General features: G+C 35.4%; 25 protein-coding genes, 1 other RNA gene and 1 pseudogene. 10 read left to right on the forward strand and 17 right to left on the reverse strand.

All coding sequences use genetic code 11. The annotated features are described in order from the left end of the window. Window positions 1–48: 48 nt before the first annotated feature. From K1I41_RS11900 to K1I41_RS11910, 3 genes are all read left to right on the forward strand, one after another. Window positions 49–1,773 (forward strand): phospho-sugar mutase, encoded by a 1,725-nt coding sequence (locus K1I41_RS11900; RefSeq protein WP_220640556.1) that lies wholly within the window; start codon window positions 49–51, stop codon window positions 1,771–1,773. Beyond that, window positions 1,773–3,599 carry an ABC transporter ATP-binding protein gene (locus K1I41_RS11905; RefSeq protein WP_220640557.1) on the forward strand — a complete coding sequence of 609 codons (1,827 nt, stop codon included), beginning with the start codon at window positions 1,773–1,775 and terminating at the stop codon, window positions 3,597–3,599. Before K1I41_RS11900 ends, K1I41_RS11905 begins: the two co-directional genes overlap by 1 nt. 145 nt (window positions 3,600–3,744) lie before the next feature. Then, window positions 3,745–4,443 carry a hypothetical protein gene (locus K1I41_RS11910; RefSeq protein WP_220640558.1) on the forward strand — a complete coding sequence of 233 codons (699 nt, stop codon included), beginning with the start codon at window positions 3,745–3,747 and terminating at the stop codon, window positions 4,441–4,443. 4 nt (window positions 4,444–4,447) lie between these two features. Here K1I41_RS11910 and K1I41_RS11915 read toward each other — a convergent pair whose 3' ends face one another. The 3 genes from K1I41_RS11915 to K1I41_RS11925 are packed head-to-tail and all read right to left on the reverse strand — an operon-like array spanning window position 4,448 to window position 9,455. After that, the gene (locus K1I41_RS11915) at window positions 4,448–5,215 is read right to left on the reverse strand and encodes a hypothetical protein (protein WP_220640559.1); all 768 of its coding nucleotides are present in this window, start codon (window positions 5,213–5,215) and stop codon (window positions 4,448–4,450) included. 45 nt (window positions 5,216–5,260) lie between these two features. Continuing rightward, window positions 5,261–7,741, reverse strand: coding sequence for a TonB-dependent receptor plug domain-containing protein (locus K1I41_RS11920; RefSeq protein ID WP_374106919.1), 2,481 nt, complete (start codon window positions 7,739–7,741; stop codon window positions 5,261–5,263). Next, the gene (locus tag K1I41_RS11925; protein WP_220640561.1) at window positions 7,734–9,455 is read right to left on the reverse strand and encodes a M23 family metallopeptidase; all 1,722 of its coding nucleotides are present in this window, start codon (window positions 9,453–9,455) and stop codon (window positions 7,734–7,736) included. The genes K1I41_RS11920 and K1I41_RS11925 overlap by 8 nt, the downstream gene beginning before the upstream one ends. A gap of 179 nt (window positions 9,456–9,634) precedes the next feature. Between K1I41_RS11925 and K1I41_RS11930 the strand changes: the two genes are divergently transcribed. From K1I41_RS11930 to rny, 4 genes are all read left to right on the forward strand, one after another. Next, window positions 9,635–9,925 carry a hypothetical protein gene (locus K1I41_RS11930; RefSeq protein WP_220640562.1) on the forward strand — a complete coding sequence of 97 codons (291 nt, stop codon included), beginning with the start codon at window positions 9,635–9,637 and terminating at the stop codon, window positions 9,923–9,925. A gap of 6 nt (window positions 9,926–9,931) precedes the next feature. Continuing rightward, the gene (locus tag K1I41_RS11935; protein ID WP_220640563.1) at window positions 9,932–10,225 is read left to right on the forward strand and encodes a cell division protein ZapA; all 294 of its coding nucleotides are present in this window, start codon (window positions 9,932–9,934) and stop codon (window positions 10,223–10,225) included. A 66-nt stretch (window positions 10,226–10,291) separates the two neighbouring features. Beyond that, a non-coding RNA gene (gene ssrS, locus K1I41_RS11940) (6S RNA) lies at window positions 10,292–10,399 on the forward strand. 62 nt (window positions 10,400–10,461) lie between these two features. Next, window positions 10,462–12,027: a ribonuclease Y gene (gene rny, locus K1I41_RS11945; protein WP_220640564.1), complete on the forward strand. Its 1,566-nt coding sequence runs from the start codon at window positions 10,462–10,464 to the stop codon at window positions 12,025–12,027. A gap of 50 nt (window positions 12,028–12,077) precedes the next feature. Here rny and K1I41_RS11950 read toward each other — a convergent pair whose 3' ends face one another. The 7 genes from K1I41_RS11950 to K1I41_RS11980 form a co-directional block, all read right to left on the reverse strand. Next, window positions 12,078–12,482 (reverse strand): response regulator, encoded by a 405-nt coding sequence (locus tag K1I41_RS11950; RefSeq protein WP_220640565.1) that lies wholly within the window; start codon window positions 12,480–12,482, stop codon window positions 12,078–12,080. After that, window positions 12,469–13,983 (reverse strand): sensor histidine kinase, encoded by a 1,515-nt coding sequence (locus tag K1I41_RS11955; protein WP_220640566.1) that lies wholly within the window; start codon window positions 13,981–13,983, stop codon window positions 12,469–12,471. Before K1I41_RS11955 ends, K1I41_RS11950 begins: the two co-directional genes overlap by 14 nt. An 80-nt stretch (window positions 13,984–14,063) precedes the next feature. Then, window positions 14,064–14,969 carry a site-specific tyrosine recombinase/integron integrase gene (xerA, locus tag K1I41_RS11960; protein ID WP_220640567.1) on the reverse strand — a complete coding sequence of 302 codons (906 nt, stop codon included), beginning with the start codon at window positions 14,967–14,969 and terminating at the stop codon, window positions 14,064–14,066. Between the two features lie 11 nt (window positions 14,970–14,980). After that, window positions 14,981–15,913, reverse strand: a complete 933-nt coding sequence (locus tag K1I41_RS11965) for a 1-phosphofructokinase family hexose kinase (protein WP_220640568.1) — start codon at window positions 15,911–15,913, stop codon at window positions 14,981–14,983. Between the two features lie 178 nt (window positions 15,914–16,091). Continuing rightward, entirely contained in the window at window positions 16,092–16,508 is a 417-nt protein-coding gene (aroQ, locus tag K1I41_RS11970; RefSeq protein WP_220640569.1) for a type II 3-dehydroquinate dehydratase, read from the reverse strand. Window positions 16,509–16,634: 126 nt separating this feature from the next. After that, complete coding sequence (locus tag K1I41_RS11975) at window positions 16,635–17,168, reverse strand: porin family protein (RefSeq protein WP_220640570.1); 534 nt, start codon at window positions 17,166–17,168, stop codon at window positions 16,635–16,637. A gap of 21 nt (window positions 17,169–17,189) precedes the next feature. Beyond that, on the reverse strand, window positions 17,190–17,717 hold the full coding sequence (locus K1I41_RS11980) for a porin family protein (protein WP_220640571.1): 528 nt from the start codon (window positions 17,715–17,717) through the stop codon (window positions 17,190–17,192). 245 nt (window positions 17,718–17,962) lie between these two features. On the opposite strand from K1I41_RS11980, the gene K1I41_RS11985 reads away from it, so the two are divergent. From K1I41_RS11985 to K1I41_RS11995, 3 genes are all read left to right on the forward strand, one after another. Then, window positions 17,963–18,532 carry a porin family protein gene (locus K1I41_RS11985; RefSeq protein ID WP_220640572.1) on the forward strand — a complete coding sequence of 190 codons (570 nt, stop codon included), beginning with the start codon at window positions 17,963–17,965 and terminating at the stop codon, window positions 18,530–18,532. Window positions 18,533–18,625: 93 nt separating this feature from the next. Beyond that, a complete protein-coding gene (locus K1I41_RS11990; RefSeq protein WP_220640573.1) occupies window positions 18,626–19,135 on the forward strand; it encodes a ClbS/DfsB family four-helix bundle protein in 510 nt (169 codons plus the stop codon). A gap of 15 nt (window positions 19,136–19,150) precedes the next feature. Beyond that, on the forward strand, window positions 19,151–19,705 hold the full coding sequence (locus K1I41_RS11995; protein WP_220640574.1) for a thioredoxin family protein: 555 nt from the start codon (window positions 19,151–19,153) through the stop codon (window positions 19,703–19,705). Between the two features lie 116 nt (window positions 19,706–19,821). Here K1I41_RS11995 and K1I41_RS12000 read toward each other — a convergent pair whose 3' ends face one another. The 7 genes and pseudogenes from K1I41_RS12000 to K1I41_RS12030 all read right to left on the reverse strand — a co-directional run bounded on the left by K1I41_RS12000 (window position 19,822) and on the right by K1I41_RS12030 (window position 24,323). Further along, the gene (locus tag K1I41_RS12000; protein WP_220640575.1) at window positions 19,822–20,055 is read right to left on the reverse strand and encodes an RHS repeat domain-containing protein; all 234 of its coding nucleotides are present in this window, start codon (window positions 20,053–20,055) and stop codon (window positions 19,822–19,824) included. Between the two features lie 132 nt (window positions 20,056–20,187). Next, a pseudogene (locus K1I41_RS12520) lies at window positions 20,188–20,355 on the reverse strand (IS1 family transposase); the annotation flags it as partial. A 183-nt stretch (window positions 20,356–20,538) separates the two neighbouring features. Continuing rightward, on the reverse strand, window positions 20,539–20,988 hold the full coding sequence (locus tag K1I41_RS12010; RefSeq protein ID WP_220640577.1) for a hypothetical protein: 450 nt from the start codon (window positions 20,986–20,988) through the stop codon (window positions 20,539–20,541). A gap of 12 nt (window positions 20,989–21,000) precedes the next feature. After that, complete coding sequence (locus K1I41_RS12015; RefSeq protein ID WP_220640578.1) at window positions 21,001–21,918, reverse strand: RHS repeat domain-containing protein; 918 nt, start codon at window positions 21,916–21,918, stop codon at window positions 21,001–21,003. 173 nt (window positions 21,919–22,091) lie between these two features. Further along, window positions 22,092–22,622: a hypothetical protein gene (locus K1I41_RS12020; protein WP_220640579.1), complete on the reverse strand. Its 531-nt coding sequence runs from the start codon at window positions 22,620–22,622 to the stop codon at window positions 22,092–22,094. Between the two features lies 1 nt (window position 22,623). Beyond that, window positions 22,624–23,577 carry an RHS repeat domain-containing protein gene (locus tag K1I41_RS12025; protein WP_508349115.1) on the reverse strand — a complete coding sequence of 318 codons (954 nt, stop codon included), beginning with the start codon at window positions 23,575–23,577 and terminating at the stop codon, window positions 22,624–22,626. Between the two features lie 191 nt (window positions 23,578–23,768). Continuing rightward, complete coding sequence (locus tag K1I41_RS12030) at window positions 23,769–24,323, reverse strand: hypothetical protein (RefSeq protein WP_220640581.1); 555 nt, start codon at window positions 24,321–24,323, stop codon at window positions 23,769–23,771.

The following is a 24,323-nucleotide window of genomic DNA, read 5'->3' on the forward strand; positions in this document are numbered from 1 at the left end:
TCTTCATTTTATAAAAACCAACCAATAATTTTACATAACAAAACTATTATGGATATTGATAAATCAATACTAGAAAAAGTAAACGTATGGCTAACGCCAGATTTTGATACCGATACACAAAATACAATTCGGGAGATGATGACAGCATCGCCCAAAGAACTAGAGGAAAGTTTTTATAAAAACCTTGAATTTGGTACAGGTGGTATGCGTGGTATTATGGGACCTGGTACCAACCGTATTAATAAATATACGTTAGGTAAAGCTACACAAGGATTATCTGATTATATAAAAAAATCATTCCCTAACGAGCAGGCTAAAGTAGCTATAGCTTACGATTGCCGCCATAATAGTGATACGCTTGCTAAAGTGGTTGCCGATGTCTTTTCGGCAAACGGAATAAAAGTATTCCTGTTTTCCGATATGCGCCCAACACCAGAGCTTTCATTCGCATTAAAACATTTAGATTGCCATGCAGGTATTGTACTTACAGCATCGCACAACCCACCAGAGTATAATGGTTATAAAGTATATTGGCAAGATGGTGGGCAGCTAGTACCACCACAGGATGGCGAAATTATAAACACTATAGAAGCATTAGCGTACAATCAGATTAACTTTAACGCTAACGAAGATTTAATTGAATATATTGATAAAACCATTGATGAGGCTTTTATAAAATCATCATTGGAAAATGCAACGTTTACGAGTAAGGAAGCTAAAAACGAGTTAAACATTGTATTTACTTCGCTACACGGTACTTCTATCAAACTGGTTCCTGATTTATTGGAAGCAGCAGGCTATAATAATGTACACATTGTTGCAGAACAAGCGGTACCCAATGGTGATTTCCCAACCGTAAAATCGCCAAATCCAGAAGAACCTGAAGCACTAAAAATGGCTACTGAACTGGCCGATAAAGTAAATGCTGATATTGTTATTGGTACCGACCCCGATAGCGACAGGCTGGGTGTAGCAGTACGCAACAACAATAATGAAATGGTGCTCCTTAATGGTAACCAAACCATGGTACTGATGACGCACTTTTTATTGGAGCAATGGAAAAAGAACGACAAATTAACGGGTAATGAGTTTATTGGCTCAACAATTGTATCTACCCCAATGATGATGGAATTGGCTACTGCCTACGGTATAGAATGCAAAGTGGGCTTAACAGGCTTTAAATGGATTGCCAAAATGATAAAAGATTTCCCAGACCAACAGTTTATTGGTGGTGGCGAAGAAAGTTTTGGCTATATGGTAGGCGATGCAGTGCGCGATAAAGATGCAGTTACCTCTACACTACTGGTATGCGAAATAGCAGCACAGGCAAAAGCAAACGGAAGCTCTTTGTATAAAGAGTTATTAAAATTATATACCGAGTTTGGGTACTATAAAGAAACGCTTATTTCGTTAACCAAAAAAGGTATTGAAGGTGCACAAGAGATAAAACAGATGATGGTTGACCTACGTGAGAACCCGATGAGCGAAATTAACGGGCAGCGTGTAGTTATGGTAGAAGATTATCAAGCAGGTACAGCAAAAAACCTGCTTACAAATGAGGAAGAGGAACTATACCTACCAAAATCTAACGTACTAATTTACTACCTAGAAGATGGTAGTAAAATATGTGCTAGACCAAGCGGTACCGAACCTAAAATTAAATTTTACTTTAGTGTAAACGATACACTAGATAATGTTGACAATTTTAAAAGCGTGGAAGCCAATCTTACTAAAAGAGTTGAAAACATTATAAAAGCAATGAATCTTATTTAATGAGTAACTTCAAAAAAATTGTTCGCTTTGCAATACCTTATAAAAAGTATGCCTACTTAAACATATTTTTTAATGTTCTGTATGCACTATTCAGTACACTATCGTTCATTGCACTTATACCAATGATAGAAGTAATTTTTGACGATACAAAACAACGTACAACAGAACCTGTATATACCGATATTACAGATATTAAAGTGTATTTAAGCGAGTACCTCAATTACTTTGTAACAACAACCAATGCTACTAAAGGTGTAGAGTACACACTTGGGGCTATGGTAATTGTTATTATAAGTATATTTTTATTAAAAAACCTAGCCAACTACATGGCACTATTTTTCTCTACTTTTTTACGCAATGGTGTATTACGAGATTTGAGAAATGCCATGTATCAAAAAATAATAGAATTACCACTCGCATTTTATTCTGAAAAAAGAAAGGGCGATGTAATTGCCCGTATGTCATCCGATGTAAACGAGGTACAGCAGTCGTACCTTTCTATATTAGAACTTATTGTAAAAGAACCACTTACCATATTATTTTCAATAGGGATGATGCTTTTTATAAGCGTTAAACTCACAATATTTGTATTCATTTTTATACCAATATCAGGATTTATTATATCTCGTATAGGTAAATCGCTCAAGAAAAACTCAGGTAAAGCACAACAAGAACAAGGTACATTTTTATCGATAATTGAAGAAACGCTTGGCGGACTTAAAGTGATTAAGAGTTTTACTTCGGAAAAATACTTTACCGACAAGTTCAATACCTCATCAGAAAGACACTATAAACTATCCAATAAAATACTCAACAAACAATACCTAGCCTCCCCAATGAGTGAGTTTATGGGTATTGCTGTAATTGCTGTAATTTTATGGTATGGTGGGCATATGGTTTTAGTAGAGGAAAGCTTGGCAGGTGGAGCATTTATCGGCTATATGGGGCTTGCCTATAACATACTTACCCCTGCAAAAGCAATATCTAAAGCGTCGTATAACATTAAAAAAGGAAATGCTGCCGCAGATAGGCTTATGGAAATATTGGAGCAGGAAAACCCTATAGAAGATAAAAAAGGTGCGCTCGAAAAAGCTGAGTTTGGAAGTAGTATTGTTATCGAAAACATTAACTTTAAATACGAAGAGGAGAATGTACTACACAACTTCTCGTTAACCGTACCTAAAGGGCAAACTGTTGCATTGGTAGGACAATCGGGGAGTGGAAAAAGTACTATTGCCAACCTACTTACTCGTTTTTACGATGTACAAGAAGGTAGTATAAAAATAGACGGTATTGATATAAAAGAGTACAAACTTAATGCCTTAAGAAAGCTCATGGGGCTTGTAACGCAAGATAGCATACTTTTTAACGACACTATATACAATAACGTTGGTTTGGGTAAGGAGGATGCCTCTGAGCAGGAAGTTATTGATGCCCTTAAAATTGCAAATGCCTACGAGTTTGTAAAAGATTTACCCGAAGGCATACACACCAACATAGGCGATAGCGGTAACAAATTAAGTGGTGGGCAACGGCAACGTTTAAGTATAGCGCGTGCCGTACTTAAAAATCCACCTATTATGGTGTTGGACGAAGCAACATCGGCACTAGATACCGAAAGCGAAAGGCTGGTACAACAAGCATTGGAAAACATGATGCAAAATCGTACATCGGTAGTAATAGCACACCGACTATCTACCATACAGAAAGCAGACAGAATTATTGTAATGCAAAAAGGGCGTATTGTTGAGCAAGGCACACACGACGAGCTTATTGCCTTTAATGGTAACTACAAAAAGCTAGTAATGATGCAAAGTTTTGAGTAAACTGTATTAATACCATAACTACTAATAGCTGCAAATTTGCAGCTATTTTTGTATATTTTTATACGGACAACTAATAACAGTATAGTAACCAAATATATAATGTAACATTTGTACATTTGATACTTGTAAAAGTTTAGATATAACTATGTTTATACCTCAAAAAAATATAAGCCTGCCAGACCCTGATACTGTGGTATGGAAGTACTTAGATCTTTCTAAGTTTTTAGATTTATTGCTTTGTAAAAAGCTCTTTATGGCGCGTGCCGATAAGTTTAAAGACCAATACGAAGGTACGTTTAGTGAGCCTACATATGGCGAAATGAAAAAAATTGCGCAAAACAATCCTGAGTTTTTAGAGCGGTATAAAAAGCACCGTGAAAAAGTGGTTATTAGCAGTTGGCACCTCAACGAACACGAATCGTATGCCATGTGGCAGATATTTACGCAAAATACCGAAGGACTAGCCATACAATCTACCATAGGGCGGTTACAACAAGCACTAAAATCGGATACTGATTATGAGCAGCATATTGGTGCCGTAAATTATATTGACTATAAAAAAGAGTTTATACCCTTTGATGATATTTTCTTCCCGTTTTTATACAAAAGAAAGAGTTTTCAGTACGAGGGAGAGGTACGCATTATATCTGACCATACTAAATATGGTAAAAGTATTAGGGATGGGGTAAAAATTAATGTTGATATTAATTGCCTTATCGAGAGGATATATATACACCCAAAATCGGAAAATTGGTATAAAAACCTTGTTTTCCAGCTTATGGAACAACTAGGGTTTAACTTTACTATTGAAAAATCAGATTTGGAGAGCGATATACTAATTTAAACTATCAGTTTATTGGCACGTTAGTTATAGTATCGGTTACAGTAATAGGTACTGTTAGTACAGGCTCGTAACTGGTTACCTCCCAAGTTGGCGATAATAGCTCGGTGTAATAATAATGGAGTTTATCATTCTTATCAAAAGCACCATTTTTATTAATATCCTCTATCGTACGGAAGTATAACCTGTTTTGTACCTCTACAGTATTCCAGTCAATAAGCTCCTCCATATTGTGTGATAACTTGTAAAAGTTACGCCCGCTAATATCACTAATATAAAGCGATTTTATATCGTTACTATCTATTTTACTATCGTGGTTGGTATCGCTATCTACCAATGTATACACCAATACTGCTTTTCTGGTTATAGTATTAAGATATGTAACGGTTTGTATTTGGAGTTTTTTATTGCTAAGCGAATGGAGTGCTGTAGAATCGATATGCTGGAATTTTAAATTCTCGAAATAGCCCGTTATTTCAAAACGATTGTAGTTGGATATCGCATAACTAATATTATTGGTTCGGCTAGTACCGTAAATCTTCTTTTTATCGTCGTATATACGGATATCGCCAATAGGATGTATTAAATATTCCGTACCATCCATATGCACTGGTAAATCGGCAATTTTTATCTGCGTAGAGTCAATCTTAGGAACTGTTTTTTTCACTTCCTCCGCATCTTCATACGTTACCTTAGGTTTAGGTTCTGCCTCTTCACGACAACCTACAGTTAAGAGTACAAGAAATACTAATGCTAATAGTGCTTTGTTTTTCATTTCTGAATAAGATATACACCAAAAATAGCGAAAATGTTTGAATTATTATATCGCAGCATTAAGCTTTATACTGAAAACGCGTGTAGTTAAAAAATTAGGTATACCATATTGTGTTTTAGTATATACATCGCGCACCCAAGTATTGGTAATGGCATTTTGGTTATCGAACAAATTAAAAATCTCTAAACCAACAGATAATTCTTTAAACAAAGCTAGCCAATGCCCCTTATCGTACACCTTAGAGCCATCTGTAAACACGTAGGCAAAGCCAGCATCGGCACGACGGTAATCGTTAAGGCGCGATTGGAACTCATAAGGGTCGGCATAAGATGGCGAACCTCCTGGTAAACCCGTATTATATACCAAATTTAGGTACATTTTTAAACTCGGTATGTTTGGTACGTAATCTTGAAATAGTATTCCAAACTTCAACCTTTGGTCAGTAGGGCGTGCAATGTAGCCTCTATCCCTATAATTTTCTTCTGTTTTTAGGTAACCAAACGTTACCCACGATTCAGTACCAGGCACAAACTCACCATTCATACGTACGTCCAAGCCATAGGCATACGCAACAGCATCGTTATTGGCACGATAACGAATACGTACATTCTCCAACGTATATGTATTTACGTTATCGAGCTTTTTATAATAGGCTTCTGATACTAGTTTAAACGGACGTTCCCAGAGTTTAAAACTATAATCGTTAGCCAATACAATGTGTATGGATTGCTGTGCTTTTACGTTGGGGCGTACTACACCAAGCGAGTCGCGCAACTCCCTGTAAAAAGGGGGCTGGTGGTACAATCCGCCCGAAAGGCGAAAAAGCATATCCTTATTCCAATTGGGTTTAATGGTAAATTGTGCACGCGGGCTAATGGTTACTTGGCTTTTACCTGAGCTGCCACCCTCAACATTTACTTGCCACTGGTGGGCTCGTACACCTGCATTCATCCAAATATCGCTATTACCCAGTTTTGCTCGTTTGCTCCACTGTGCGTAGCCCGAAAAACGGTTAACTTCGGCAAAATTAGTAGCTCTTACATTCTGGTAAGGCGTTAACGGTCCTGTATAAGGGTTGTAGGGTTGGTCGTTTATAGGACGATCTATAACGGGAGCTGGTAAAGAGAACCCTGCCGAATCAATTACCTCCCATTCTACCAAACGGTCACGAATATCTTCGCGGGTGTATTTAACACCCCACTCTATACGATGTTTCTCAATATCATGAAAACCTTTTACTTCTGCATTAATAATAAGGGCATCCAAGTCGTTACGCCCATGATTAAGTTGTGATCCTACTCCGCGTGCCGATTGGATATCGCCAAAGGTATCCGAACCTATATTCGTATCTACCTCGCCCAGTGCGTACTGTGCCAATATATCAAAATGTTCTTGTTCTTGCGTATGGTATATGGAGCCAATTACCTTAAAAGTAAAGTTTTCCGATACTTCGTAAGTCGATTTAAACGCACCAAAATAGGTTTCGTATTCATCACGCTCCTCCCCTTCGTAAAATATTTGTAATGCAATAGGTTCGTCAATAGTACCAAAATTGGTCTGCCGTGTTAAAGGCTCAAAGTAGTATTTATTTTGCGATATGTTTCCTAAAAAACTCAACTCCCATTTATCCGATGGTTTAAAATTAACCATGGTTTGGATGTCGGCAAACGTAGGTCTAAAATTGGTTTCTGTTTCACGGCTATTCACCAGCAAACTATTATCGCGATACCGTGCACCTACAATACCACTCCATTTTTTATTTTTTGATATTGATTCCAGCGTTAAGCTACCTCCTAAAAAACTAGCTTCTAGCTCTGCACCAAACTCTTTTGGGCGGCGGTAGGTAATATCCAGTACCGACGATAATTTATCGCCATACCGTGCCTGAAACCCTCCTGCCGAGAACTCTACATTCTCTACCATTGCGGTATTGGTAAAGCTCAAACCTTCCTGTTGCCCCGAGCGTATAAGGAATGGGCGGTATATTTCGATATCTTCTACATATACCAAATTTTCATCGTAGTTACCACCGCGCACAGCATATTGGGTACTTAACTCGTTATTACTATTACCACCCAATAGTTTAATAATATTTTCTACCCCTGCGTTGGCTCCAGGTATTTTCCTAATTGTTTCGGGCGATATGCTGGTTATACCCTCTACGCGCCGCCTACCTGTGTTAGAGGTTATTACTACGCCTTTTAAGGTTTCGGAGCCTGTGAGCATAAAGGAATTGAACTCAAACGTATCGTTATAACCCATTTGTACATTCTGGATGGATGAAATTTTAAAGCTAATATGCTCAAAATAAACATCTACAGGAGTATCTACAGGAATGGTTATTTGGTAAAACCCTGTCCGATCGGTTGTTGCATTTACACGTCCCGAAGGGAGGTCATAATACACATTTACACCTTCAATGGGTACATTGCGTTCGTCTAGTAATACTCCGTATAAAACAGGGCTTTTTTGTGCAAACAGTACGGTAGTACACAAAAAAAGTGCAAGGGTTATTACTTTATTTATCGTTTTCAACAGCGTTTGTATTTTGTGTTCTAAAAAAATGTGTATTGTAGGTTGTGCTATTACCAACATTATCAGTAACTACAACTTTTAAATCGTTACGCCCATTTGCTACAATACCATCACTAAAATTATGGAAAACAGTATTGGTTTTATGCTCGTAATGCAGTAATACCCACTTGTTGTTTAACCAAGCGTCAAATGTAGCAATTCCCGCAAAATTGTCACTTATCTTAAGGCTAAAAGTTTGTTGCTTGCTAATCCAGCTACCTTCTTTAAAACTAGGCGTGTATATTTTGGGTGCAATAGTATCTTGGTCTAGTTTGTAGTTGCCTAACGCTTTTACTTTTGCTGTTAGTTTTCCATTTTCTAAATGACTAGTATGGTACGAACGTCGTTTTTCGCTAAAGCCTGAAATAAACGTTTTTTGGAGTACTTCGGGTGAAAGGTGGCTTACGTCAAACGATAGTGTAATGTTTTTATGTACTGGTACTGTAGGGTTGTGTAAATACAATACAGAATCGTTAACCTCAAAATCCATATAAAAATCTTCATAAAACGTACCACTTGGTATATGTACTGTAACACCATCTTTACTGTACGTATTATCTTTAGCTGCTGCTACAAAGTAAGGTGTGTTTTTTTCTTTTTTATTCGTTTTAGCATCGGTAGCAGTATGTACTATAGTACCGTGAACTGTTGTTTTGTTCCCATGAAAATCGGCAACTTCTATGGTAAAATTATGGGGGGTATTGTTAGGAAGTACCTCAAACTGCCCATTGGATGTATTGCCTGATACTACTGATAACGGATAAGGGGTTTGTGTAAATAATTTATGAAAACGTTGCCTTTTTTTATGATAATAGGCATAATCTATAAAATTATTGGCGTAACGTGTTTCGCTAAAAGCAAATGTATCAAACGTATAATTAAAATCGAGCGTATCGTTACGGAACAGTTGCACTTTATACACACCGTTATTGTTAGTACTCCCTGTAGACCTATCGGATGCATTAATAGAAAGTCCTACTGTGCCTTTTGCCATAACAGCGTTGGCACGGTACGTACCATCTTTTTGTAAAACAACGGGAATTGTAACGGGAACATTACTACCATTAACCACAGCATCGTCGTTAAGCGGATATACCATAAGCCCTTTTATGCGAGGGGCTTGGGTATCCGTCATAAGTTTTTTAAGCCCAAAATGTAATGGATTAATTATTTTTTGTGTTTCAGTATCACGATATTCAAAATGCAAATGGGGTCCGCCAGAGCTCCCTGTATTGCCCGAAATAGCTACTGTTTCGCCTTGTTGTACAGGTATTTCGTTGGGTTTAAAAAACATTTCTACCTGAAACAATTTCCTTCTGTACTGCTCGGCACGTACCACATCGTCTATTTTAGGGGCATAGCTTTCTAGGTGGGCATATACGGTAGTATAACCGTTAGGGTGCGTTATGTATAGTGCTGTACCGTAGCCGTAGGTAGATACTTTAATGCGCGAAACATAGCCATCTGCGGCGGCATGCACTGGAAAACCTGTTCTTTTCTGGGTTCTGTAATCCAGTCCTGCATGAAAATGATTGCTCCTTACCTCGCCAAAAGTACCCGACGGGCATACGGGTAAATCCAGTGGTGGCTTAAAATAATCCTCTGGATACTGTTGTTGTGCAAAAGATATAAGGGTAAAAAGTAAAAAAAATAATCGTGATACCATGAAGCTAAAATATAAAAAAGCAACTAAAAATGAGCAATAGCGGGCTTTAAACTTATAACTGTTTACATTGCAATTTATTACAGATAAACAAAAAAAAGTTATAATAATTTTAAGAGAATTCTTGTTTGTAAACAAAGTAATACTAACTTTGTAAAACATTGTAATGAATATTGAATGCTATGAGCGGATTACCCGAAATAGTTGATTCTCTGGAAAATAAAATTGAAAAGCTGTACCAAAAAATGGAATTGCTTGACAAAAAAAACCAGGAGCTCGAAAACAAAGTTTCAGCATCAGCTAAGGTTATCAGCACACAGTCTGAAGAAATTAATTTGCTGAAAGAGCAGCATGAGACTTTAAAAATAGCAAACTCATTACTAGGCAGTGACGAAAACAAGAGAGCGACAAAACTCAAAATAAATTCATTAATCCGTGAAATAGATTACTGCATAGCACAACTTTCTGATTAGGAAGCAATGGATGAAAAGCTTAAAATAAAGATATCAATTGCAGACAGGGTGTATCCGTTAACGGTAGATCCCTCGCAGGAAGAAGGGCTACGTAGTGCTTCGAAAAAAATTGATGCTATGATTAAGCAGTTCGAAGAAAACTATGCGGTACGAGATAAACAGGATGTTTTAGCAATGTGCGCTTTGCAATTTGCAGCAAAAACAGAGCAAAAACAAATAGATAATGCAGAATCGCTAGATGAAGCGATGGCACGACTTAAAGAAATGGATGAGAAGTTGAGCGAAGTGCTTTCCAAATAAAATTATAAAAAATACGTTCTTTACATACGTCAAAAATACTGCCTACATTAGTACATATTTTGATAAACTCAACACTAACAAATTAAAATGGGTAAATCATCGTTACTAAAGCAAGCTGCCTCCGAGCAGATCCTTGAACAACGAGTTAGCCCAAAACTTGTCATTTACGAGTTTATACAATCCATTTCTGATGTAGGCTTTTTTTATATATAAAACACCAACATTTATACAACTTTATGGATTCAACATTAATGATAATTATCGGTTGCATTATAGGCTTAGCCATTGGTTTTGGAATAGCAAAATTTTTGGAAAAAAAGAGTGCTTCTGGAATTTTAGGCAATGCCAAAAAAGAGGCTGCATCTATTCTTAAAGAAGCAAACAGCAAGGCAGACACCGTTAAAAAAGATAAGATACTACAAGCTAAAGAAAAGTTTTTAGAGCTTAAAGCAGAGCATGAGCAAGTAATACTTGGGCGCGATAAAAAAATAGCTGAGGCTGAAAAAAGAACGCGTGATAAAGAGTCGCAAGTTTCTAGCGAATTGGCAAAAGCTAAAAAATTAAACGACGAGTCGGAATCTAAAATTAAAGATTACAACAACCGTTTAGATCATCTTGATAAAAAACAACAAGAGATAGACCGACTGCATAAAAGCCAAGTGGAGCAACTTGAGGTTATATCAGGATTATCTGCTGATGATGCAAAAGCACAATTGGTAGAGAGCTTAAAAGCGGAAGCGAAAAGCAATGCCATGTCGCACATTCAAGATACCATTGAAGAGGCAAAACTTACAGCACAACAGGAAGCGAAAAAAATAATTATAAGTACTATACAACGTGTAGGTACTGAGGAAGCTGTTGAAAACTGCGTATCAGTATTCAACATCGAATCAGACGACGTAAAGGGTAGAATTATTGGTCGTGAAGGACGTAACATTCGTGCACTGGAAAGTGCTACGGGTGTAGAGATTATTGTAGATGATACGCCCGAAGCTATTATACTTTCGTGCTTTGATCCTGTGCGTAGAGAGGTTGCACGCCTATCGTTACATAAACTGGTAACAGACGGACGAATTCACCCAGCACGTATTGAGGAGGTTGTTGCTAAAACAGCCAAACAGATTGAAGATGAAATTATAGAGGTGGGTAAACGTACCGTTATTGATTTAGGTATACACGGATTGCATCCTGAGCTTATTAAGGTAATTGGTAGAATGAAGTACCGTTCGTCTTACGGTCAGAACTTACTACAGCACTCGCGCGAAGTAGCAAAACTTTGTGGTATTATGGCTGCCGAGCTTGGGCTTAACGTTAAATTGGCCAAAAGGGCTGGTTTATTACACGATATTGGTAAAGTGCCTGATGCAGAGAGCGATTTACCACACGCATTATTGGGTATGCAATGGGCTGAAAAGTATGGCGAAAAAGAAGAGGTTTGTAATGCCATTGGTGCGCACCACGATGAAATAGAAATGAAATCATTGCTATCGCCAGTAGTACAGGTGTGTGATGCCATATCGGGGGCAAGACCAGGTGCAAGACGACAGGTGCTTGACTCGTATATACAGCGATTAAAGGATCTTGAGGATATTGCTTATGGCTTTGGTGGTGTAAAAAGTGCTTATGCCATACAAGCAGGACGCGAACTACGTGTAATTGTAGAGAGTGAGAAAGTAAGTGATGAGATGGCTGCAAACTTATCGTTTGAGATATCGCATAAAATACAAACTGAAATGACGTACCCCGGACAGGTTAAAATTACTGTTGTTAGGGAAACTAGAGCTGTTAATATTGCTAAGTAATATTAACTATGTTTTAAATAAAAAAAGCTGCCGAATGGCAGCTTTTTTTATTATTGTACATCTTGTGGTAGGAATATTTTGTTTAAATCGTCTTTGCAAATGGGTTTTAAGTAATAGTCCCTAACAATTTCATTAAAATCCTTAGCTTTATTAATATCAACCTCGTTGTTGGACGAGCTTATCATGTAAATAACAGATTGCTTTACAAGTTTTGGTACCAAAGCCGAATATTCTTCTAAAAACTGCCAACCGTTCATAATAGGCATATTTACATCCAATAATATAAGGTCTGGCAATTCTTCATTATTATTATCTTTAATATAATCTATAGCCTCTGCACCATCGCAAAAAAACCTTACGGAAGCGTCTATACCGTTTTGCTTGAGTAAATTTTTAAGCAAAAAGTGGTAAATTTTATCATCATCTATAACATAAAGGCTTTTAATTGTCCTCATTAAAATATATTTTAAAAGTAGTCCCTTTATTAACTTCGCTAAACACTTCTATACGTCCTCCCATAGCTTCTACTTGGTTTTTGGTTATAAATAAACCTATACCACGAGCATTTTGGTTTTTGTGAAATGTTTTATACATACCAAAGAGAGAATTTCCGTGCTTCTTTAAGTCGATACCCAAACCATTATCTGATATGGATAATACTTTTTGCCCATCTATCATCTCAAAATCGTATGATAGCATCGGCTTTCTTTCGGAGCTCGAATATTTAATGGCATTTGTAGTAAAGTTAAGCAAAACACTTTCTAGATAAGCGGGGTTATAATTTACTGTTAAGTCAAGGGGAATGTTTATTTCTATATCTACACCATGTTTTCTTATTTCATTGTGCAAGATATTCAATATATTTTTAAGATAATGTCTTAAATTGAGCTTTTCTTTCACAATTTTAACCTCAAACTGTATGTCTACTAATTCCTTAAGGTGAATAATTGTAACATAAAGTCCATCAGATATAGCCTCAAGCTGCTTAAACATTTCTTCCTTTTCTTCTTCCTTAGCTTGTTTAAATATGTCGATAAGCATTTTAAGATTACCCGCATGCGATCTTAAATTGTGTGAAACAATATGGGCAAAATTGCTAAGCCTATTGTTTTGGCTACCTATTATATTTATGGTATTGGCTAGCTCTATTTCTTTCTCTTTTAGTAAAGTAATATCTTTATGGGTACCTATAGCTCGTATGGGTTTATCATTATCGTAAGCTACTACTTTACCCCTACTTAAAACCCACCGATACTTACCTTTGTTATTTTTAACGCGGTATATGCTCTCAAAATAGGGTGCTTCGCCACTTAGGTGTGCTTTTCTGGAAAGTTCGTGTTGCTTAATATCGTCAGGGTGCATGCGTTCTCTCCAAAAATCAAGAGGTACTATTGCCTCCTCTTCGGTGCCTATAATCCCCATAGATTGTCCAGAAAAATAAACCGTATTATTTGTCATGTCCCAGTCCCATATCCCCTCAGATGCTGCGCGTAGGGCGTACTTAAACCGTTCTTCAGATATCTTTAACCTTCTCTCGTGCTCTTTTTGCTCAGTAATATCGCTAACCCTGCCGTAAAAGCTTATTGTACCATCTTTTTCCAACTCTGGGTGTGCTGCAACACGCATCCAGCGTAACCCTTTTTTAGGTAGCTCTACTCTGTATTCGTATTTCCAATCCGTAAGGGTATCTTTGGAGTGTTCCATTGTAGCAATAAACTGCTCTGCATCTTCTGGGAACAAACGCTCTTCAAAGAAAAACGCACTATTGTACATAGCCGTTTCAACACTAATTTCGTAAACGTCATTTACCGATTCACTAACGTACACTAAGGAGTATAGGTTATCTGTCTTCCAAACCATTTTAAATATAATATCTGGTACTTGGTCAAGAAGTTTTTTGTAAAAAGCGTTTAAACTTTCCTCATCGTGTATATCGGGCATTCCGAAGAATCTCATATTATTCATCTTTCGAAAAAAAATGTGTGGTACTAAAAATAAGGTTTTTTTCCGTCATTCTTTCAGATTTGGTTTCTAAATTATCGTCTAGGATGGTAATTATCTATAATATTTTTGAGAAATTTTCTATCCATATGCATGTAAATTTCGGTTGTTGTAATAGATTCATGCCCTAACATTAGCTGAATAGAGCGTAAATCGGCACCATTCTCTAATAAATGTGTAGCGAAGGAATGCCGAAATGTGTGCGGACTTATTGTTTTATTGAGTTCTGCTTGTTTTGCCAAATTTTTAATTATTGTAAATATCATCGCACGCGTTAAGCTTTTACCACGTCGGTTTAAAAATAACGTATCCTCGTAACCTTTTTGTATGGGTTGTAAAACCCTAACCTCATCTTTATATATTGTTATATATTTTTGCGTTAAATTATCTATGGGTACAAAACGTTGCTTATTTCCTTTTCCTGTAACTTTTATAAAACCTTCATCAAAAAACAAATCAGATATTTTAAGTTCTGTAAGTTCGGATACGCGAAGCCCGCAACTGTATAATGTTTCGAGTATAGCTTTATTTCGGTGACCTTGCTTATTTTTTGCAGATAAATCAATAGATCCTATAAGCATATCAATTTCATCAGTAGATAGCGTATCGGGCAGTTTACGCCCTATTTTAGGTACTTCTATTAATGCCAACGGGTTATCTTCTCTGTATCCTTCAAAAACAATGTAACTAAAAAAACTTTTAAGCCCTGATATGAGCCGTGCACGCGAACGCGGGTTTAATGTTTCTGCAATATGATATATAAATTGTTGTATTGTCTCTTCGGTTATTTTTTTAGGAGATACATCAATTTCATTTTCCTCTATATAGGCAACCAGTCGCTTTACATCGAAAAGATAATTGGTTACGGAGTTATCTGATAAGCCTCTTTCGATTTTAAGATACGATTGATAATCGTTTATGTACTTTGTCCAGCTTTTCATGAATTGTCATTTTATTGTTTAGACAACCATTGATACAATTGCTCGGCATCGGCAGTTTTAAATAACCCTGTACCAGGATTCATTGTTGCTGCAGAGCCGCAGGCTACTCCCATACGAACCATATCGACCAAAGTCCCTTTTTTAGATAATACAGCCATCATGCCTGCTACCATACTATCGCCAGCACCCACTGTGCTTTTTTTGTGTACTGATGGCGCAGGTACATGCACCTGTTTGTTTTTAGTTACTAAATAAGCTCCCTGCGCTCCCATAGATATTACAATAACCTCTGCCATACCTTTGTTAATGAGTTGTAATGCTGCATGGGTTGCCGTATCGTTATCCAAATACTCAATACCTGCCAAACGGCTAAGTTCGCCAATATTAGGTTTAAGTAAATAAACCCCTTCGTTAAGCGCTGCCTGTAATGCATTACCAGAGGTATCCATAACTACCTTACTGCCTTTACTTTTTACCAATTGTACTATAGTTGTAATAAATGCAGAGGGTATACCTGGAGGCAAACTACCGCTTATTACCACAATTTCTGGAAAAGGGTGTATTACTGCTATTGCATTTTTTATAGCAACCCTGTCATCAGGAGTTACTGTTTTACCTGGCATACCAAAACGATACTGCTCATTGGTAAAAGTATCTACTACCACAAAATTTTCTCTGGTTTCGGCAACTATAGGTATTGGGAGTGTTTTTATGTTTTCTTGCTCCAAAAGCTCCTCTAACAAACTACCTGTACGTCCACCTGTTGTAAATAAAGCTTTAGTATTTACTCCTAAACGTACCAAACCACGAGATACGTTAATACCGCCACCACCTGGTTCGTACTTAGGTGGAGCGCATCTTAGCTTTTTTTCGGGTTTTATATTGGCTACGCTACTGCTTTTATCAACAGTTGGGTTTAGGGTGATAGTAAGTATGGTGGACATTTATAGTATTTTTTGAAATATACTAATTTAGAATGATTATTAATTTTGTGTAATATTAAGGAATCTATCGCATTCAACAATGGTACATGTTGTAATTATATCTAAAAAATAAATAAAAATTATAAAATGTAACTAACTGGTAATCTGATAGCTTAAAAGTAGTATAAAAATTCTTACATTATGATTTATAAGACTGTATTGCGAGATTGTATCCGTTAAGACCGAAACCAATAACGACACCTACAGAAACTGGTGAAATATATGATTGATGCCTAAACGTTTCGCGTGAGAAGGTGTTGGATATATGTACCTCTACTACTGGTGTGGTTATTGCTTTAATGGCATCGGCAATTGCTACGGATGTGTGTGTGTAGGCTCCTGCATTAAGTACTATACCATCGTAACTAAAACCTACTTGGTGAATTTTATCTATAATTTCGCCTTCAATATTGCTTTGATAGTACGAAAGTTCAACGCTGGGATGCTTTTCTTGTAAAAGCTCAAAGTAATCGTTAAACGATTTATTACCATATATTTCTGGCTCTCTTTGTCCCAATAAGTTGAGATTTGGACCGTTAATGATGATGATTTTCATACATGTAAAATTAGGTAATCGTAAATTATTTTATAGCGTTATTACAATAATTTTAGGTTTTTTATTGGTATAAAAAAACCGACCTAGCTAGTAGGTCGGCATATATACATTTGAAATAGGTATTAATTAAAAGAAGTAACCTACTGATAGCTGAAATACTGCATTTTGGGCATCAACATCATCAGCAATATCCGTAACACCAATAGTGTAACGCGCTTGTGCAAAAAGCCCACCCATTATTTTAAGCTCCACACCACCTGCGGCTGCCATATCAAAACTATTGGCCTCTAATGATTCTTCGGCTTCGTCTACTAAAAACGAGAATTGAGGTCCTGCCATTAAACTTAGTTTACTGGGTATTATATAATATTTTGCCATTACAGGTACTGATATATAACTTAAATCAACATCAGTTGTTCCCAATTCATTTTCAAATTTAGCACCTTGAGAAGAGAAAAGCCCTTCCCCTTGTATTGATAATACTGGGAGAACATTAAGCTCTAAAACAGCTCCTGCATGAAAGCTCGTGATTCCCTCAGAGTCAACATCGCCACTAAAGTTAGAAAAGTTAGCTCCGGCCTTTACACCAAAGTTTATTCCTTGCGCCTGTACTGCAAATGTACCTGCTAATGCAACTGCTAAAAATAATAGTTTTTTCATATCTAAAAATTTGGTTATTTACTAAAACATGTAACAAAGAGATAATTGTAATACCGAATTCTTGAGGTCAAAATCGTCTGATATTTCGCTTACTCCAGAAATATAACGTGCTTGAACAGAGAAACTATCTGCAAAGAAAAACTCTGCACCTCCTGCAAAACCAAAATCGTAGGTATTACTATTAAAACTATCAAAACTTTCTGACTCACTTATTAATATACTTGCCTGAGGCCCCCCGTGCAGATTAAAACTATCAGTAAGATAAATTTTAGCCATTACAGGTACCGTTATATAATTAAGCTTGTAATTATTGTCATCGGCTTCCGCTCCTTGCACAGAGTATAGTAATTCGGGCTGTATGGTTAAGGATTGTAATAATCCTATTTCGGCAACCATACCTGCATGAAAACTAGTAAGCACATTAAAATCGTTAGCATCATTACCACTAAAATTAGCAAAATTTAGTCCTGCTTTAATACCAAAAGACTGTGCGTTTGTAGTAGCATAACTACCCATAATAATAAAAACAATAAGTAAAAGTTTTTTCATACTGTATAAGTTTGTGTTATAATTATATTCGGCAAAAATAATATATTTTATAACACTTTTTTGTTATAGAAAAGCTAAACTAAAAAATAATCGGAGTCATAATTCGATACACATTTTTTAAAACTAGAGGGGATAATTGTTAACATTGTAATGATAATGAATTAAAACAAGGCTAATATTAATTATTTAATAAATGAAAAAATAAATTACATTTGTAAAAACATAACAACAAATAACTTACAAACATGAAAAAAATTTTATTATCTGCTGTAGCTGTAATAGCTTTAGGTGTTACAGCACAGGCACAAGAAATTAAATTTGGTGTAAAAGCTGGTTTAAACATTGCTGATTTAGGTGGCGATGCTGAAACCAATGGTTCTAGAACTGGTTTACACATTGGTGGTTTAGCTGAGTTTAAACTTACCGAAACATTCTCTGTTCAGCCAGAATTAGTATACTCTATGCAAGGAGCAAAATCTGATAACGGAGTAGGTGGTGAATTTGACCTTAACTTGGATTATATTAACGTACCAATTATGGCGAAGTACTACGTTATGGAAGGTTTAAGTATTGAAGCTGGACCTCAAATTGGTTTCTTGATGGGTGCTGAATTTGATGGCAACGATGTAAAAGACAACTACAAAAGTATAGACTTTGGTTTAGGCGGTGGTGTAGCTTATGATTTGCCAATGGGCGTATTTTTCCAAGCAAGATACTATGCAGGCATGTCGAGCATTACAGAAGACATTGAAGGTGTAGAAACTGTTGATACTATGAATAATGTAATTTCGCTTTCTGTAGGATACAAATTCTAAATAAACTTTTATTATTACCAAAGCCTGTATTATATTTATACAGGCTTTTTTTATGCGCTATTATTATGTTAATTCAACTGTAACTATAACACTATGCCAAGACCGACATCTAAAACTACATTGCTGGAATTAAGTAGTGAAAACTTTAATAAATTAAACGACTTTATTAACCAGTTAAGCATTGAAGAACAGAACAAAGAATTTCCTGAAGGTACCATGAACAGGAATATTAGGGATATTTTAATGCATTTACACCATTGGCACCTAATGGTGCAAGATTGGTACAAAGTAGGTATGGCTGGTAACAAGCCTGATATGCCTGCAAAAGGATATACTTGGAAAACTACTCCCGATTTGAATAGGTGGATTTTGGAGCAGTACCAAAACACAAGCCTTAAAGAAGCTAAAAAGTACCTAAACAAAAGTTTTGAGCAAATACAACATATTATTGAAAAGCATACTGATGAAGAGCTTTTTGAGAAAAAACGCTACAAATGGACAGGGAGTACATCGCTTGGATCATATTTAGTATCGGCAACATCCAGTCATTACGACTGGGCTTTAAAACTAATTAAAAAGGCTAAAAAAACCAGAAAGAAATAATATAAAGAAGATGATATGGCATTAACAGAATCAAACATGATGGCATTGGGAACAACGGCACCTAACTTTGCGTTGCCCGATACGATATCGGGTAAAATACTCTCGTTACACCAACTCCATTCGGAAATTGCAACGGTTGTTGTTTTTATATGCAACCATTGCCCTTTTGTACACCATATAAATAAAAAATTGGTTGATGTAGCCACCACTTACCAAGCCAAAGGCATTCAGTTTATTGCCATAAGTAGTAACGATAGTTCAACCCATCCGCAAGATGCACCAGAACACATGGCGCGTGTAGCAAAAGAAGAAGACTATCCGTTCCCTTATTTATACGATGAAACACAAAACGTAGCTAAAGCCTACCAAGCAGCATGTACACCTGACTTTTTTGTTTTTGATGGCGATTTAAAATGTGCATACAGAGGTCGTTTTGATGAAACTCGACCAAATATGGGGCAACCTACAGGTAATGATTTATCGAATGCTTTGGATGCCATTATTGCAGGAAAACCAGTAAGCACAGACCAAAAACCTAGTATGGGTTGTAACATTAAATGGAAAAAATAAAGATATTTTATTTTACATTTTAACGAAACCAAAAAAATACCTTAATAATTGGGTAGTGCTTTTTTGATGCGTTTTTTCTCCACATCACTTATAGGGTCTCCTTAGCAAAAGCGTTTTTAAATTAGTGTTGGGTCAACTAAATTTATAGGATTTTGGTAACAATACCCATAGGCATCTCTGGTTTTTTCTACTAATGAATCGACACTTACAAATATACTCAATTTCGGGTCGTAGTAACGAGCGGAGTAGTAATAATTTCCTGTTTCTTCGCCAAACTCTTTACCGTTAAACTTAAAAGGGCTGTTGTGTGAGTTACTATGTTCATCTATTAAGGTTTCGCCAGACGGCAATTATTCCATGTGTTGGGTTATTTCTGCTGAACCATTAGTAATATAACTACTGCTACCTAAATGGTCGGGGTGAAAGTAGTGGGTATGTAATTCTAAACCATATGTATCGTGGTCGTCTGGCGCAACAAGGTTACTTTTATCAATATCAGGTTTGTATGCTTGATAAGCATAATTTTCAACTCTTGTTTTCCTGTACAACTTACAAATATATATCTGGTTACCTGATCTTGTTTTTCCATATTTTATCATGTTACTAATTTTACCAACACATCTGTAACACCAAGTCTGGTTTAAAGCCATTTTTTTCGATTTAAGACATGATAAAATAAAAAAACAACCCGAAGGTTGTTTTAGCTTAGTTGTAATATTACTGTAAATACCTGATTATCTGTATATGTTAGATAGAATTATTAACCATCAACACGTCTGATACATTACCTAATACTTATGTTATTAAATAATTCGAATCATTATCCTTCTAAATTATAATGTTTTATATAGTTCTGGATGCTTATTTTTCCAATAACGATGGAATTTAAGAACATTCTTATTGTACTTATCTTCCGAAAAAAAATAATCCAATAAATGTAAATGACTGTAAATGGCATTTGAAATATGATTTAATTGCTTTTTATAACATTCTTCAATTTCTTTTTCTTTCCGAAAAAACTCTGATTTAGGTGTATTAGAATCACTTTGATTTAGGAAGCCTGCTAAATTGAAAAAATTAATTTTATTATCTAGGTCATTAATAGAATATACAGTAGGATAAAATTCACGGTTATATTTCTCTATCCTAATTACATAGTTTTCAGATGCATATTCTACCAAATATGATTCATCACTTATCATTTCATTTTTTACATTAAAATTAAACTTGGTTATAAGTGCCCCAAAAAAAGCATCAGTATATTTTTTGATAATCGTATTCATAATATTAAAAAATCATTGCTTAACTAATTTAGTAAAATTTTTGTCCCAAGAATACCCGTGTCGCTGCAAATATCTAATTTCTTGTGCAAGAACGGAGCTTGGGTCAAGTCTTGCAGGATTATATTTTCCAGAAAATATAACGTCATCACCTCTTTTGACTACACCTTGTAAAAACTCGATATTTTTCCGCATTGTCCAAGCATCATCCGTAACATCCAAAAAGTTCGCTCCAATTTTCTTGGCAAATTCTCGATAATTAGCTCTTGGTCCAATTACACTAAGACCTCTAGCTAATTTACCAGTCTGAGCCAACATTCCAACAACCATTCCTTCAAAAGGAATTAAAGAGGTCACGTAACTGACCGCCGTTTCTCTAGCGCTCTTGGTACGGTATTCATCAGAAGTCCAAAAATCTACTGCAGCATTTTCAACAACATCTAACGTATTATAACCGTAATTTATATCGTCAAGCTTTATACCAGCTTTATGCATATCCAAACCAGCTTCTTTACCTTGAAATATTTCAGTCGCATACTTACCCCCTTCATCCATGATCATATACATCTGCTCATTCTTGCCGTCCTTAATTCTTTTCCATAACTGGGCTCTGTAAGTACCATCATGATTTTTAAAGACCATAAATATATCCGTAGGAGGTTGGGGATCCTCTGCATTCATTCCTGTAGGGTCAACCAAATTGATGGGGTTGTTATAAGTATATCCGTAAGTATCAAATGTTTCTTCAACAAGCGGGTCAACGGATATAAAGATACTCATTTTAGGATCATAATAACGAGCGGAATAATAATAATAATAATAATAATAATTACCCGTCTCTTCGTCAAATTCTTTTCCGTTGAACTTGAATGGCGTATTGTGGGAGTTATTATGTTCGTCAACCAGCGGTTCTCCAAACGGTAAGTAGTTCATGTGTTGGGTAAAAACGAGAAAGGTGTACATAACTGTACACCTTTCTAAAATACTATTCAATTTTTAGTATTTTAATTTTCAAAAATTTAAACCAAATATTTTGTTATTAACTAATTTGAACTATTTTTTTTTCAAAAATCTCAAAATAAAAAAGTTATAAAGCAAATATTAATTCAATAAATATCAGATGTTTTCATTATATAGTAAAAGCCTCCATAACCATCAAACACACCTAGATAATTATTTAAAAAACAGTAGTAAAATATAGACCTCCTTTTTTTATTAAATTCTCTTTTCAATCTGTATGACTTATTATCTCTTTCAAAATATTTTTCAATAAAATTTGAAAAATTTACTTTTTGATAGTATATCATCACTTCTTTATCAATGTAAAAGCAATCTATAATATCATTTACATTAATAAAGTTTTGTTTTTGATGTAAAGCACGTTTTAAAAAGTCTTCGAAACTTTCATCGACTGTATTACTATCATTATACATATATTGCAACTGTTTAACATTAATTTCTGAAATTTGCTCTTTCTCACATTGCACATAGAAGAAGTACATATCATATTGAGAGGGAAGGCTAGAATTTTCTGTGGCAATTCTATGAATTAATTTTTCATCAAACTTTCCACCTTTTTTGCTTTTACAGAAGCAAAAAAGTAAACTAAAAACAATTAAAACACTTATTTTTTTCATCTTATTCTAACTTATTAGGGTCTATTTCTTCTCCACCGTACTTTGTACGTTTTGATAAATCTTCTATTTTACGGGCTCTATTTTCTATATTTACTGCTCTAATTTCAGCTGGGTCTTTTGCAGAAGAATCAATATCCACACTATCAGCCATACAGCCCTGATCATAATCATATACATGTTTTAATTCATGAGACACTATAGAAAGAGGAGTTTCTGGAACACCAATACTTTCTTCAAGCCTACTCATTTCTTCATCAGAAAAGTTATGAGTTGTTCTAGTATCAACAGGATTACCATTTGTAACTTTCTCTCTGGTTTCTTTAACTGACATCGTATTAGGATCTGGAGTAACTTGATTTTTGGGACCATCACTAACCCAATGATTTTGTTCACTCGTCTCTAGGGTCTTCAACATCCCCTTTAATGTTGAATCATCTGATGCTTCTATTTTTCTATAGGAATCTAATACTTTATACATAGTCCCTCCCTTTTCAGGATTATATATTTTTCCTTTGTTATCATAAAAGTTTCCATTTTGATAAGTATATGTAGAGGGACGTCCTTTCTTATGGTAAACAACAAATATTATTCTATTGCCATCAGGATCAATAGCATTGATAGGATTATTAGCTACATACGCATATGATGAAATGCTGGGATACTCCTCCGCTAAGCGATCCACCGATATAAAGATACTCATTTTCGGGTCGTAGTAACGAGCGGAGTAATAATAATTACCCGTCTCTTCGTCAAATTCTTTTCCGTTGAACTTAAATGGGGTGTTGTGGGAGTTATTATGTTCATCAACCAACGTTTCTCCAAAAGGCAAATATTCCATATGTTGGGTTATTTCTGCAGAGCCGTTAGTTATATAACTGCTACTACCCAAATGGTCGGGGTGGAAATAGTGGGTATGCAATTCTAAACCATATGTATTATGGTTACTGTTATACATTCCATAACATTTCTGCCAATTTATATCATAAAGATTAAAAAACACACTTTAAAATTTTTACTTGTCTTTAAAATATAAAAGGTGTGCAATTATGCACACCTTTTTAAATCAACTTACTCTAAATTAGAGTTTTGATTTATAAAAATTTAAGCTAAATATTTTTTACTAAGACTAATTTTGACCTATACATATCATTCCTCTCTTTTATCGTAATCAACTATTTTAAAACTCTTAATGAGAGTAAGATATTTTTCAACATTTTCAGGTTTTATATTGTACAAAATAATATCAATTTTGCCATTAGAGTATAATTTATTTATTCTATTTTCCTGTTCGCCTTGTAGATATCTAATATTATAACCTCTTTCTTTCCAATACCAAATGAATGAATACTCTCTAGATATATCTCCATAATAATCCGAAATAACCCATTTATCTTCTATGCCAGGGTTTTGGTAATCTGATTTTATGTAAATTATTTGTTTAGAATTATATTCAAAAAAGAAATTAGTATCTGAACTTCCCCAATTAGCAATCTTTTTAGGTAACTTAATATTAAAGTGATATGGATAGTATAATTTATCACCAGCTTTACCATAAATTTTTGAATAATAGATGTATTCATTGAAATCATGGTAAAAATGAAATTTATACCTCTCTGTATGATGACTATATCGATTAATGTCAATGTATGTATTACAAGATAGAAAACTCAAACAGACTGTTAGTATGATAGCTTTTTTCAT

Origin of the sequence: Flavobacterium litorale (assembly GCF_019613795.1) — a bacterium.
Lineage (GTDB): Bacteria > Bacteroidota > Bacteroidia > Flavobacteriales > Flavobacteriaceae > Flavobacterium > Flavobacterium litorale.